At 70.2% G+C, this 12,045-nt stretch carries 12 protein-coding genes; 4 read left to right on the top strand and 8 right to left on the bottom strand.

The genetic code is table 11. From position 1 onward, the window contains the following. Nucleotide 1 precedes the first annotated feature (1 nt). Together BN4251_RS17250 and BN4251_RS17245 are read right to left on the bottom strand one after the other, a co-directional pair. A complete protein-coding gene (locus BN4251_RS17250; protein WP_087486218.1) occupies nucleotides 2-805 on the bottom strand; it encodes an SDR family NAD(P)-dependent oxidoreductase in 804 nt (267 codons plus the stop codon). A 31-nt stretch (nucleotides 806-836) separates the two neighbouring features. After that, nucleotides 837-1,769 carry a sugar phosphate isomerase/epimerase family protein gene (locus tag BN4251_RS17245; protein WP_087486217.1) on the bottom strand — a complete coding sequence of 311 codons (933 nt, stop codon included), beginning with the start codon at nucleotides 1,767-1,769 and terminating at the stop codon, nucleotides 837-839. A gap of 281 nt (nucleotides 1,770-2,050) precedes the next feature. Between BN4251_RS17245 and BN4251_RS17240 the strand changes: the two genes are divergently transcribed. The 4 genes from BN4251_RS17240 to BN4251_RS17225 all read left to right on the top strand — a co-directional run bounded on the left by BN4251_RS17240 (nucleotide 2,051) and on the right by BN4251_RS17225 (nucleotide 6,327). Next, nucleotides 2,051-3,766, top strand: coding sequence for a dihydroxyacetone kinase family protein (locus tag BN4251_RS17240; protein ID WP_087486216.1), 1,716 nt, complete (start codon nucleotides 2,051-2,053; stop codon nucleotides 3,764-3,766). A 40-nt stretch (nucleotides 3,767-3,806) separates the two neighbouring features. Further along, the gene (locus tag BN4251_RS17235; protein WP_087486215.1) at nucleotides 3,807-4,277 is read left to right on the top strand and encodes a ribose-5-phosphate isomerase; all 471 of its coding nucleotides are present in this window, start codon (nucleotides 3,807-3,809) and stop codon (nucleotides 4,275-4,277) included. A gap of 337 nt (nucleotides 4,278-4,614) precedes the next feature. Next, the gene (locus BN4251_RS17230) at nucleotides 4,615-5,376 is read left to right on the top strand and encodes a triose-phosphate isomerase (RefSeq protein ID WP_087486214.1); all 762 of its coding nucleotides are present in this window, start codon (nucleotides 4,615-4,617) and stop codon (nucleotides 5,374-5,376) included. Nucleotides 5,377-5,520: 144 nt separating this feature from the next. Next, complete coding sequence (locus tag BN4251_RS17225) at nucleotides 5,521-6,327, top strand: hypothetical protein (protein WP_245810405.1); 807 nt, start codon at nucleotides 5,521-5,523, stop codon at nucleotides 6,325-6,327. A gap of 19 nt (nucleotides 6,328-6,346) precedes the next feature. On the opposite strand, the gene BN4251_RS17220 is transcribed toward BN4251_RS17225, so the two are convergent. The 6 genes from BN4251_RS17220 to BN4251_RS17195 all read right to left on the bottom strand — a co-directional run bounded on the left by BN4251_RS17220 (nucleotide 6,347) and on the right by BN4251_RS17195 (nucleotide 12,039). Continuing rightward, the gene (locus BN4251_RS17220; RefSeq protein ID WP_087486213.1) at nucleotides 6,347-7,021 is read right to left on the bottom strand and encodes a GntR family transcriptional regulator; all 675 of its coding nucleotides are present in this window, start codon (nucleotides 7,019-7,021) and stop codon (nucleotides 6,347-6,349) included. 98 nt (nucleotides 7,022-7,119) lie between these two features. Beyond that, nucleotides 7,120-8,127, bottom strand: coding sequence for a Gfo/Idh/MocA family protein (locus BN4251_RS17215; protein WP_087486212.1), 1,008 nt, complete (start codon nucleotides 8,125-8,127; stop codon nucleotides 7,120-7,122). Beyond that, nucleotides 8,121-9,140: a Gfo/Idh/MocA family protein gene (locus BN4251_RS17210; protein WP_087486211.1), complete on the bottom strand. Its 1,020-nt coding sequence runs from the start codon at nucleotides 9,138-9,140 to the stop codon at nucleotides 8,121-8,123. Before BN4251_RS17210 ends, BN4251_RS17215 begins: the two co-directional genes overlap by 7 nt. A gap of 185 nt (nucleotides 9,141-9,325) precedes the next feature. Further along, the gene (locus BN4251_RS17205; protein WP_087486210.1) at nucleotides 9,326-10,336 is read right to left on the bottom strand and encodes a LacI family DNA-binding transcriptional regulator; all 1,011 of its coding nucleotides are present in this window, start codon (nucleotides 10,334-10,336) and stop codon (nucleotides 9,326-9,328) included. 59 nt (nucleotides 10,337-10,395) lie between these two features. After that, nucleotides 10,396-11,106, bottom strand: coding sequence for a YesL family protein (locus BN4251_RS17200; protein ID WP_140398469.1), 711 nt, complete (start codon nucleotides 11,104-11,106; stop codon nucleotides 10,396-10,398). A gap of 3 nt (nucleotides 11,107-11,109) precedes the next feature. Next, entirely contained in the window at nucleotides 11,110-12,039 is a 930-nt protein-coding gene (locus BN4251_RS17195; RefSeq protein ID WP_087486208.1) for a carbohydrate ABC transporter permease, read from the bottom strand. Nucleotides 12,040-12,045: the final 6 nt, after the last annotated feature.

Here is a 12,045-nt window from a genome sequence, read left to right as displayed (position 1 = left end):
ATCAGTGCATGTGCTTGCCGCCGTCGACGTTGATCGAGGTGCCGCTGACGAACGAGGAGTCCTCGCTGACCAGGAAGCTGATCAGGCCGGCGACCTCCTCGGGCTGGCCCACGCGCTGCAGGGGGATGTTCGCGCTCATCCCGGCCTTGCGCTCGTCGGTCAGCGTGCCGCCCATGATGTCGGTGTCGATCGGGCCGGGCAGGATCACGTTGGCGGTGATCCCGTGGACGCCCAGCTCGCGGGCGGCACCGCGAGTGAGGCCCTGCACGGCGGCCTTCGCCGCGGCGTAGCCGGTCTTGGAGAAGGTGCCTCCGCCGTCGAGAGCGGTGATCGAGGAGGTGTTGACGATGCGTCCGCCCACGCCGCCGTCGATCATGCGCTGCGCCGCGGCCTGCATCATCAGCAGGGTGCCCTTGCCGTTGACGTTCATGACCCGGTCCCAGATCTCCGAGGTGATCTCGAGGATCGAGTGAGGGCTGGGGATGCCGGCGAGGTTCACCAGCGCCACCAGCTGCGGCAGCTCCGCATCGACGCGCGCGAAGGCGGCATCGACCGAGGCCTGTTCGCTGATGTCCACGCCCACGCCGATCACCTTCAGGCCGGACTCGGCGGGGATCTCGGCGTTCAGCTCGGCCGCGAACTCCTCGACGGCCGCGCCGTCGATGTCGGCCGCGGCGACGTTCCATCCCTCGGCGACGAGCTTGCGCACCACGCGCCGCCCGATGCCGCGGGGCGCCCCGGCGCCGGTGACCAGCGCGGTGCGCTGAGCGGGGAAGGGCTGGATGGTCCTGGTCTCAAGGGTCATCGTGGTTCTCCTTCGAACGGGATGGGCCGGTTCAGGCGACGTCGTCGGCGAGGGCGGAGGTCAGCACCTGGCGGATGTAGTGCACGTTCTCCGCGATGACGCCGAGCGAGTCGGAGCCATAGTGCTCGCAGCAGAAGGGCCCGGTGTAGCCGAGCTCGAGAGCACGACGGATCACCTTGCGGTAGTTGATGTAACCGTACTTCAGCGGCATCGGCGCGGAGGAGTAGGCGCCGGTCGCGGGGTCGTAGTCGCGGGTGTAGTTCTTGATGTGCCAGAAGTTCGAGTGCGGCAGGACCTTCTCGAACATGTCCTCCCAGGGCTCGACCTCGCGGTGCAGGCGCACCAGGTTGCCGAGGTCCGGGTTCAGGCCCACCGCGTCGTGGTCGACGTCCGTGATGAAGGAGACCGCCTCGTCCGCGGTGCCCACGTAGGTGTCCTCGTACATCTCGAGGCTCAGCTGGACGCCCAGCGCCTTCGCGGCGTCGCCGAGCTCGCGCACGCGCTCGATCGCGAGATCGCGCAGCGCCGGATCGTCCACGTGGCCGTCCTCGAGCCAGAACCAGATGGCCTTGGCCTGCTTCTCGGTGATGGCCTGCATGAAGCCGGTGTTCACGACAGTCACGCCGAAGCTCGGGGCGAGCTCGATGAAGCGGTGGGCATCGCGGAGGTTCTGCTCCCCGTTCTCGACGTCCACCACGGAGTTGCGGGTCATGGAGATCGAGGAGAGGGACATGCCCTCGCCGTCGAGCACGCGGCGGAACTCCTCGACCCGCTCATCGCTCAGCTTCGCGAGCGGCAGCCAGGCATCGGTGGGGTCGACCTGGTCGACGCCGAGCTCCTTGACCTGACGCAGCTGGGAGGCCCAGACCGTCGAGGAGGCCTCCAGCAGCGGGGTGCCGTCCGAGGTCCTGTTGCCGAAGCCGAGCATGTTGGCACCGATCGGCCAGTTCTCTGCGGTGAACATCGTTGTCCTTTCGTGGGGTCAGGGAGTGACGCTCCTGATCCTATAGGATCGAGGGCTCCGATGCCACCCCTCATCACGCATTCCGACAGATCAGTCGCCCGTCGGAGCGAATGCGGCACGACGATCGCCCGAGGTGACGGCGGCATGATTCCGCTGTCGATGCGGGGCCCTGCACATCGCACGACCTTTCCTATAGGATCGAGCGTGGGTCGCAGACCTCTCGCGACCACCCACGACCATGCGCCGTCGGTCCCCCGCGGCAGCCTCCGGAGGAAACCACGATGACGTACCTCTTCAACGATCCCGCCGAGTTCGCCAGCGACGCCGTGACGGGTCTGGCCCTCGCCCATCCCGATCACGTGGCCGTGGTGCACGGCGGCGTGGTGCGCGCGACCGAGACCCCGAAGGGCCAGCCCGCCCTGGTGATCGGCGGCGGCTCCGGCCACTACCCCGCCTTCGCCGGCTGGGTGGGCCCGGGTATGGGTCACGGCGCCCCCTGCGGCAACGTCTTCGCCTCGCCGTCGACCTCGCAGGTCTACTCGGTGGCACGCAATGCGGAGAACGGCGGCGGCGTGATCCTCGGCTTCGGCAACTACGCCGGGGACGTGCTCCACTTCGGCGGCGCGGCGGAGAAGCTGCGCGCTGAGGGCATCGATGTGCGGATCATCAAGGTCAGCGATGACATCGTCTCCAACACTCCCGAGAACCACGCCGACCGTCGCGGCATCGCCGGTGACCTGCCGGTGTTCAAGATCGCGGGCGCCGCGATCGAGGCCGGCGCGGATCTCGACGAGGCCGAGCGGATCGCGCTGAAGGCCAATGACGCCACCCGGTCCTTCGGCGTCGCCTTCGACGGCCCCACCCTGCCCGGTGCGGAGGATGCGCTGTTCCACGTGCCCGAGAAGCAGATGGGCGTAGGCTTGGGCATCCACGGCGAGCCCGGCGTGCGCGACGAACCGATCGGCACCGCCGCCGAGATCGCCGAGCTGCTGGTCAAGGGCATCCTCGAGGAGGAGCCGGCCCGCCGCGAGGGCGGCTACAACGGGCGTGCAGCGGTGCTGGTCAACGGCCTGGGCACCGTGAAGTACGAAGAGCTGTTCGTGGTCTACAAGCGGGTCGCCGAGCTGCTCGAGAACGCGGGCATCACCCCAGTGCGCCCCGAGGTGGGCGAGCTGGTGACCAGCCTCGACATGGCCGGGCTGTCCCTGACCCTGGTGTTCCTGGACGAGGAGCTCGAGCAGCACTGGCTCGCACCCGTGGACACCCCCGCCTTCCACCGCGGCGCGATGCCGCAGGTCGAGCGGCCGCGACGCACCGAGTTCTGGCAGGCCGGCGCCGACGAGACGCCCGCCGCGAGCGAAGAGTCCCGGCAGGCCGCGCAGAAGATCGCGGGCGTGCTGGACCTGTTCGAGGCCGTGGCCGCGCGCGAGGAGGCCGAGCTGGGCCGGATCGACGCGATCGCGGGCGACGGCGATCACGGCCAGGGCATGGCCTATGGCACCAAGGGCGCCGCGGCCGCCGCGAAGGCAGCGCTCGAGGCCGGTGCCGGGGCACGCACCCTGCTGGTCCGCGCCGGGGACGCATGGTCCGAATCCGCCGGCGGCACCTCCGGTGCACTGTGGGGCGCGGCGCTGATCGCCGCGGGCGGCGTCTTCGACGATCAGGCCGGCAGCGAGCCGCGCACGATCATCGACGCGCTCGACGCCGGCATCAGCGCGATCCAGCGCCTGGGCGGCGCGAAGGTGGGCGACAAGACCATGGTCGATGCCGCCGCGCCCTTCCGCACCGCGCTGGCCGAGGCCTTCACCGGCGAGAACGCCGCCGAGGCGATCCTCACCGCTGCAGGCACGGCCCGCCAGGCCGCAGACGCCACCGCGGACATCACCGCGGCCCTGGGTCGCTCCCGCGTGCTCGGCGAGAAGTCGCTCGGCACCCCGGATCCCGGCGCGATCTCCTTCTCGATCCTCATGAAGGAGCTCGGGCAGCACCTGTCCTGACCTGCACCACCACTCGCACACCCTCTCGAAGGAGAATCCCATGGCACTGAAGATCATCGTCGGCGGCGACAACGCCGGCTACGGCCACAAGGAAGCGCTCAAGGCCCTGCTCGAGGGCGATGACCGCGTGGAGTCCGTGTTCGACGTCGGCGTGGGCAGCGCCGACGACGGCACCTTCTACCCCAATATCGCCGTCGCCGCGGCGGAGAAGGTCGCCGCAGGCGAGGCCGATCGCGCCCTGCTGATCTGCGGCACGGGCCTGGGTGTCGCGATCGCGGCGAACAAGGTCTCCGGCGTGCGCGCCGTGACCGCCCACGACCTCTACTCCGTGCAGCGCTCGGTGCTCTCGAACAACGCGCAGGTGCTCTGCATGGGTCAGCGCGTGATCGGCCTCGAGTCCGCGAAGGAGCTGGTCAAGGTGTGGCTGGACCTCGAGTTCGACCCCACCTCCGCCTCGGCCGAGAAGGTCGACGCGATCTGCGCCTACGACGGGTCTCTCGAGCAGGCCTGAGTTCGCGCGCGTCGCCTCACCCACCACCACTTGACGGGAAGTACCAGCGGACCGGTACTTTCCGTCCCGTGGCGGAGGGGGAGAGGCTCAGATGGCGCGATCCTCGGGGGCATCACCCCGCACATCACGTCGAGCGTTGCGCAGTCGGCGCTCTGAGCACTCGGAGCGCCGACTGTGCAACGGTCGAGGCACATCACCGGACACGCGACCCGATCACGGAGCACGCGCCCCCGATCGCCGGGCACACGACCCGATCACAGGGCATGCGTCCCAGATCGCGGGGCATGCACCCCGAAAACCATGAGCGGCGCCGTGGAGGCCCCGGAGGAGGAGAGCGATGAGCACCCTGTGGGTGGGCACCAGCTGGAAGATGAACAAGACCCTCGCCGAGGGGCGCGAATGGGCCAGCGGCCTGCGTGACCATCTGGCGGGCGCGGCGCCCGAGGGGGTGCAGCCCTTCGTCATCCCCTCCTTCACCGCGACCGCTGCGGTGCGTGAGGTGCTCGGCGAGGACTCCCCGGTGCTGCTCGGTGTGCAGAACGCGCACTGGGAGGACGCCGGGGCGTGGACCGGAGAGGTCTCCGTCCCCCAGGCCAAGGACGCGGGTGCGCAGATCGTCGAGATCGGCCACTCGGAGCGGCGCGAGCACTTCGGGGAGACGATCGAGACCACCCGCTTGAAGGTCTCCGCGACGCTGCACCACGGCCTCATCCCTCTGCTGTGCATCGGGGAGAGCGCCGAGGTCAAGGACTCCGGCGGGACCAGCGAGTTCATCCTCGACCAGGCGCACGGCGCCCTCGAGGGCCTCGATGACCAGCAGCTCTCCCGCGTGGTCATCGCCTACGAGCCGATCTGGGCGATCGGCGAGCAGGGCCGCCCGGCGACGGTCGAGGAACTGATCGAGCCCTTCGCCGCCCTCGGCGAGCAGTACACCGGCAAGGTCGCAGGGCTGCTGTACGGCGGCTCGGTGAACCTCGACAACGCCGCGGACCTGCTCGGGATCGGGCACGTCACCGGCCTGTTCGTGGGCCGCACCGCCTGGCAGCTCGAGGGCTACCTCGAGCTGCTGCGGATCGCGCAGACTCACCTCGCCGCGTGATCGCCGCCGCACATCTCGGGGGCTAGCCCCCAGCCCCTTCTCGGGGGCGGGGGCTAGCCTGGAGAGGTCATGAATCCTCAGCGCGGCTCGTCCCGAGATCTCCCGTTCCGCGGAGGGAGTGCGCCCTCACGGAACGCCTCCGGTATGCCCTGGAAGTCCGGCGGCGCGCCCCAGGGTACGGCCCGCGGCCCGCTCGAGGGGAAGATCCATTCGCCGTACTCGAAAGCCGTCTCCGCACCGCGCCGGCGCGGGCGCTGGCTCACCGTGGGGGTGCCGTCGGTGCTCGGCGGCAGTCTGGGCCTGGGAAGCTTCCTGGTGCTCGGCATCGGCAGCCTGATCGGCGGCGGAGGCCTGCTGATCCCCCTGGCCGCCGGCGTGGGCGTCGCGGCCGTGATCGGCGGAGGCACGGGCCTGCTGCTGCGCAACCGTGCACCGCAGGCCGTGCGGCTTAACCGGACCGCCGGGGAAATCCCCGCCGCGACCCGCGCCACGCTCGAGAAGATCGTGAAGGACTCCCGTTCGCAGCGTCGCCGGCTCCACAAGGTACGCCGGCAGACATCCAGTCCGGCCGTCAAGCAGATCCTGCATCGCACCGAGACCCTGTTGATGCGGATCGATGCGCTGCTGGGCTCGGCCTCGCTGCAGTCGCGCCGCTCCTCGGATGGTGACGTGATGGCGCTCGAGGGGATGGCCGATCGCTACATCCCGGACCTGGTGGACGCCCTCGAGAGCACCGTCGGGTTCCTCTCCCCCTCCACCCCGGAGGCCGCGCGGGACAAGGCGATCGCGAATCTCGAAAGCATCGACCAGCAGCTGGACGTCCTCTCCGAGGGCATCGACCGGATCGAGAACGACATCGTCTCCGGCGTCACGCGTTCGCTCGAGGTGCACTCCGAGTTCCTGCGGAACCGCTTCGCCGACGATCGCGGGGACCCGCTGACGGGCAGCTGAACAACGGCCCCGAGCCCGGTCAGCGCGGGCCGAGCGAGCGGGAGAGCACCCCGTCGAGATGAGCGGTCAGCGCTGCGAGCGCGCCGTCATGATTGTGCTGGCGCACCTTCTCCAGGATCAGGCCGTGCTCCTGATGGGCGACGTGGCCGTCGAACATCTGCGGCCCGCCGGACCAGGTCTGACGCATCCGGTGGGTGTAGGTGCCGAGGTTCTCCACCATCGAGCGCAGGTACCGGTTCTCGGCGTGGGTGAAGAACACCTGGTGGAAGGCCCAGTCCGCACGGAAGTGCTCGTTGAGCAGGGTGTAGTCCTCCGAGCCGTCCTCCCCGATGCGGGCGAGCACCTCGGCATGGGCGGTGTGCGCCGCATCCAGATCCTCGAGCAGGGCGTCCTGATCACGGAAGGCGCGCCCGAGCGCGGCGGTCTCGACGACCTTGCGCGCATCGAGCAGCTCCGTCATGTGCTCGGCATCGAGCGGCGGTGCCACCACATACCCGCGCAGCGCCACGTACTCGACCAGTCCCGAGCGCTCGAGGGACACCATCGCCTCACGGACCGGGGTCGGAGAGACCTCCAGGTCACGGGCGAGACCGTCGATACTCAGCCGCGAGCCCGGCGCCCAGCTCGCCTCGAGCAGACGCTGGAGGATCAGCTCCTCGACCTCGGCGCGCAGGACTTGTCGCCTCACGACCATGTCTGCACTCCTTCTCGCCGTCGGCGGGGCAACCCGTCATCCCCCGACCCGCACCCTATAGGAAGTCGGTGTGCGGGACGTCGCCCACCACCACCGCTTCACACCTCCGCGACAGCCACCGGCTGGCCTGTGCGCACGGACTCCTGGGCGGCGGCGACCACGGCGACGGTGCGCAAGCCCACCTCGCCGGTGGGATCCACGGCCTCACCCGCGCGGACCGCGTCGAGGAAGGCGTCCAGCAGCAGGGCATCGGTGTTCGTGCCGTAGGGGAGCCACTGGTCGTGCCCGCCCACGTGCTGGGCGAAGGCGTCGATCTGCAGCTGCCCGCCGGTGCCGAGAGCCTGCAGGCGCAGGCCGCCCCAGGTGGGGGCGTCGGCCGGCTGGGACCAGGAGCAGTCGATCGTGGCGATCAGGCCCGAGTCGTAGGTCAGGGTGACCAGGCCGCCGGTCTCGGCGCCCTCCCCCGCCCGCTCGGCGTACAGGATCCGGTTGGTGACGGCGTGCACCGTCGCGGGCGGGCCGAACACGGAGTCGAGGATCTCGGCGATGTGGACGGTGTGGTCGACCATCGCCCCGCCGCCGGCGAGCTCGACGTCGGTGAACCAGTCCCGGCCTGCGGGGAGCTTGCCGTTGTTGGTGCCGGTCAGGCCCACCACCTCGCCGAGCGAGCCGTCGCTGATCGCGGCGCGCAGGGCCGTGACCTCGGGCGCGAAGTGCACCGGGAACGCGGTCATCAGCACCACGCCGGCGTCGCGGCAGGCCTCGACCATCGCCCCGGCGTCGGCGAGGGTGGTGGCGAGCGGCTTCTCGCACAGCACGTGCACGCCGCGGCGCGCGGCCTCGAGCACGAGGTCCTTGTGGTGGGCGTTGGCGCTGGTGACCACGATGGCGTCGGGCCCCTCGGGCCAGGCATCCCAGGCGGCGTCATAGGAGGGGAGCACGCGCACGCCGCGCACGTCGCCGTAGCCGTCGGGATCGGCGACCACGAGGTCCACGTCGGCGCGGGCCTCGAGCAGTCCGGCATAGCCCACGGCGTGGGTGTGCGCGCAGCTCATCAGCGCGATCTTGAGCGGGGCGGTGGGGTCGATCTGTCGTGCGGTCAGCATGCGATGCTCCGTCCGGTGCGCAGGGACTCGAGGGCGGCCCGGGAGATCTCGACCGCGGCGACGCCGTCGGCCGCGTCCACGCGGGTGGGGGCGCCGGTGCTCAGCGCCGCGGCGAACTCGACGATCTCGGCGGCGTAGGGATCGCGCAGCGTCGAGACGTCGGGCAGGAAGCCGTCGCCGCTGCCGCGGCGGGCGGAGGCGACCTCGTCGAAGACGATCCCGGGATCGCCCGCGCTGTCGTACTGCAGCAGGCCGCCATCGCCGGCGAGCTCGAAGGTGTACCGGAACCTCGTGCCCTGAGGGCCCCAGAAGCCGCGGCAGTGGCTGATCGCTCCCGAACGGTGGGTGAGCACCACGTGGGCGGTGCTCACCGCGGCGTCGGAGCTCGCGACCGACTGCTGGGCGTAGACGCTCGAGACCGGTCCGGCCAGCCACAGCGCCTGGTCGATGTCATGGATCATCTGATCCATCACGATGCCGCCGGAGAGCTCCTCGTCCGCGTACCAGGAGCGGTCCGGCAACGAGCCGGTGCGCTCGAAGCGCAGCACCGCGAGCTCGCCCACGGCGCCGGTGTCCACCGCGCGCTTGGCCGCCGCGTACTGCGGGAAGTACCGCACCACATGGGCGGGGAAGAGCCGGCGCCCCACCCTCTCGGCGTGCTCGGCGAGCTCGCGGGCCTCCTCACCGGTCAGGGCCAGCGGCTTCTCGCAGATCACGTCCTTGCCGGCGTCGAGCGCGGCGCGCACCACGCCGGGGTGCTCCGGGGTGGGCGTGCAGACGTCCACCACGTCCACCGCCGCGAGCAGCTCCTCGAGGGTGGAGTGCAGGACGGCACCGGTCTCGGCGGCGAACTCCTCGGCCCCGGAGAGGCTGAAGCAGTGCAGCTGAGCTCCGAGCTCGGTCCATCCTGGCAGGTGGGCGCGGGAGATCCCGCCGGTGCCGACGATGCCGACGCGCAGGGGGCGAGGGGCCTCCTGCTGCGCGTCGGCATCGGGGATCGCTGAGGGGTTCATGCGCGGACGGTCCTTCCTCGGTGAGGGCGCCGGCACCGGGATCGAAGGCACCGGACGAGGCGACCGCCTGGCGGTCGCTGTGACGTGCACAAGGGCACGCTACCAGCGCCGTCGGATTATGTAACCCCTTTGTGGAATGCGTGGGGCGGGCGTGACCTCCCCTGAAGGGGGCAGGACCGCGCCGCTCAGCCCGTGCTCTTGCGCTCGATCAGTCGATGCGCCGTGGTGACCACGCGCGGCGGCCCCCGATAGCCCTCGATCCGCTCCAGCAGCAGGTCCAGCACGGTCGAGGCGAGCTGCGGCTTGTCCGGGTCGATCGTGGTCAGCGGCGGAGTGGTGAAGGGGGCTTCGAGGATGTTGTCGTGCCCGATGACGGCGACGTCCTGCGGAACGCGGACACCGAGGCCCTGCAGACCGACCAGTGCACCGCGCGCGAGGTCGTCGTTGCCGCACACGATCCCGTCCGTGCCGGGGTGCTCCCGCAGCAGCGCGCGCACCGCGTCCAGCCCGCCCTCCGGGGTCCAGCTGGTCACCTCCTGGAGGACCGGAGCGCCCGCCCCGGCCTCGGAGAGGGCCTGCCGGTAACCGCCCACACGCAGACGGCTGGTGGAATGCTCCTGCCTCGCCTCGGCGAAGGAGAGCGCCCCGAGGTAGGCGATGCGACGCCGCCCCTTCGCCAGGAGGTGCTGGGTGGCGTCGTACGCGGCGCGGGCGTTGTCCGTGCGCACGTAGTCCGCTCCGGACGGCAGCTGGCCCTCCTCGAGGTGCTCACCGATGAACACCGTCGGCTGGATGGTGTGCCCCAGGTCCGCCAGGACGCTCTCACCGATCAGGAGCGGGTTGAACACCACGCCGTCGCCGAGCACGCGCGTGAACCCGGACAGCACGCTGTGCTCCTCGTCGCGACCGGCGGCCGTGCTGTGCAACATGATGCTGTGCCGGCGACGCTGCGCCTCATCGGCGAAGCACTGCGCCAGCTCGGAGAAGTACGTCCCCGCCAGCGAGGGGATCGCCAGGGTGATCAGGCCGCTGGTCCCGGTGCGCATCTGCTGGGCGCCGACCTGCGGGCGGTAGTTGAGCTCGCGGATGGCCTGCTGGACCCTCTCCCTGGTCCCGGGACCCACGTTGGGCCGGTCGTTGACCACGTTGGAGACCGTCTTGATGGACACGCCGAGCAGCTCGGCGATGTCCCGCATCGTCGCATTGCGAGGTCGGTCCTGCCCCGGGGCGACCGGGTGCGGGTCCGACGTGCCCGTCACCGACGCCCCTGCACGGCATCGAGGCGGGACTGCCAGGTCCGGGCCAGCACGACAGTGGTCACCGCGATCACCGCTCCTCCGCTCATGAACCATCCGATGGGTTGGATGATGGTACCGATGACCGCCGTCGCGCACAGCGTGACCATCCATGAGACGGTCGCGACGGGAAGCAGGAAGGGCCCCGCGAGCGCCCCCGCCCACAGCGTGAAGGCCCGGGATCCCGGGCGCAGCACGTGCAGCACCACGGCATGGGCGCTCGAGGTCAGAGCCAGCACTCCGAGGAGCATCGAGGCCACGAAACCCACCGGGAAGAACCATGTGGGCAGGGCCCCGGCGATCCCGAGCACCACGTTCATCCCCGCCGCGAGAGCAATCAGCAGGAACGGACCCGCAGCGCGATTGGCCGGCCCCAGCTCCGCCCAGTACCGAGCGAGCACCGCGCGCACCAGACGGGACCCACCGTCCACCTGGCCGAATCCGCCCTCACGGCGCAGCAGGGCCACCATGGTCGCGGTCGCCGGGGCGAGCCCCGGGAGCACGCCGCCGACGAGCACCAGTGCGACCCAGCCGAGGTGGAGCAGGACCAGCCGCGGGACCCAGGCCAGAGCGGCCATGACCCCATGCACCGCAGGCTTTGACCCCGGCTCGACGGTGTCGCTGCCCGGCGTCTCCGCGCGGCTGCCCGGTGCGGTCACGGCCGGTGCCATCCCTCAGCCCTTGTTGCCGGTCAGAGCGATGGACTCGATGATCTGACGCTGGAAGATCATGAACACCGCGAGCACCGGCAGGAGCGAGACCAGCGATGCGGCCATGATCAGCGGGAAGTCCGTCTGCACGGCATATGTCGCATTGAAGTTCGCGATCACCAGCTGCAAGGTGTGCACGTTCTCGCTGTTGAGGTAGATGATCGGTCCGAGGTAGTCGTTCCACGTGCCCATGAACCACAGGATCACCTGGGCGGCGATCGCCGGACGGATCAGCGGCAGCACGATGCGGGCGAAGATCTGCGGATGGGTCGCCCCATCGATCACCGCCGCCTCGATCAGGGAGTCCGGGATGCTCATCAGGTACTGACGCAGGAAGAACACCATCATCAGGTTGCCGAACAGACCCGGCACGATCAGCGGGAGCAGCGTGTCCACCCACCCGATCTGGGAGAACAGCATGAAGGTCGGGATCATCAGCGCCGGGAACGGGATCATGATCCCCGCGAGCAGGCCCAGGAAGATGGCGTTCTTGCCCGGGATGCGCATCTTCGCGAAGCCGTAGGCCGCGAAGCACGAGGTCAGAGTGCCCACGGTGATCACGCTGAGCGAGACGATCGAGGAGTTGATGATGCCGGTCAGGATCGGGCCGGCCTCCCAGATCCGCAGGTAGTTGCCCCACTCGATCGGGTCCGGGATCCACTGGGGAGGCAGGAGAAACACGTTCTCCTGCGTCTTCAGGGAGGTGGAGAGCATCCAGGCCAGAGGCAGCAGCATGGTCACCGCGCCGAGGCACAGCGCCACGAACACGGCCACGTCGGCCTTGGACTGGAATCTGCGCTCGCTGCGCTTCTTGCGCTTGCTCCGTCGAACCGTGCCCGGATCGATGCCGGAGGTCTGCAGAGGTGTGGTCGGGACAGCACTGGTGGTCGCCATGGTCAG

The sequence above is a fragment of the Brachybacterium massiliense genome (assembly GCF_900184245.1).
GTDB classification, from domain to species: domain Bacteria; phylum Actinomycetota; class Actinomycetes; order Actinomycetales; family Dermabacteraceae; genus Brachybacterium; species Brachybacterium massiliense.
Note: the sequence above shows the minus strand (reverse complement) of the source record. Positions and strands in the feature narration are given on the sequence as shown.

What these genes read in the sequence shown, in the direction of transcription:
- BN4251_RS17250 (WP_087486218.1), bottom strand. Translation starts at nt 805, where the DNA reads ATGACCCTTGAGACCAGGACCATCCAGCCCTTCCCCGCTCAGCGCACC.
- BN4251_RS17245 (WP_087486217.1), bottom strand. Translation starts at nt 1,769, where the DNA reads ATGTTCACCGCAGAGAACTGGCCGATCGGTGCCAACATGCTCGGCTTC.
- BN4251_RS17240 (WP_087486216.1), top strand. Translation starts at nt 2,051, where the DNA reads ATGACGTACCTCTTCAACGATCCCGCCGAGTTCGCCAGCGACGCCGTG.
- BN4251_RS17235 (WP_087486215.1), top strand. Translation starts at nt 3,807, where the DNA reads ATGGCACTGAAGATCATCGTCGGCGGCGACAACGCCGGCTACGGCCAC.
- BN4251_RS17230 (WP_087486214.1), top strand. Translation starts at nt 4,615, where the DNA reads ATGAGCACCCTGTGGGTGGGCACCAGCTGGAAGATGAACAAGACCCTC.
- BN4251_RS17225 (WP_245810405.1), top strand. Translation starts at nt 5,521, where the DNA reads ATGCCCTGGAAGTCCGGCGGCGCGCCCCAGGGTACGGCCCGCGGCCCG.
- BN4251_RS17220 (WP_087486213.1), bottom strand. Translation starts at nt 7,021, where the DNA reads ATGGTCGTGAGGCGACAAGTCCTGCGCGCCGAGGTCGAGGAGCTGATC.
- BN4251_RS17215 (WP_087486212.1), bottom strand. Translation starts at nt 8,127, where the DNA reads ATGCTGACCGCACGACAGATCGACCCCACCGCCCCGCTCAAGATCGCG.
- BN4251_RS17210 (WP_087486211.1), bottom strand. Translation starts at nt 9,140, where the DNA reads ATGAACCCCTCAGCGATCCCCGATGCCGACGCGCAGCAGGAGGCCCCT.
- BN4251_RS17205 (WP_087486210.1), bottom strand. Translation starts at nt 10,336, where the DNA reads ATGCGGGACATCGCCGAGCTGCTCGGCGTGTCCATCAAGACGGTCTCC.
- BN4251_RS17200 (WP_140398469.1), bottom strand. Translation starts at nt 11,106, where the DNA reads ATGGCACCGGCCGTGACCGCACCGGGCAGCCGCGCGGAGACGCCGGGC.
- BN4251_RS17195 (WP_087486208.1), bottom strand. Translation starts at nt 12,039, where the DNA reads ATGGCGACCACCAGTGCTGTCCCGACCACACCTCTGCAGACCTCCGGC.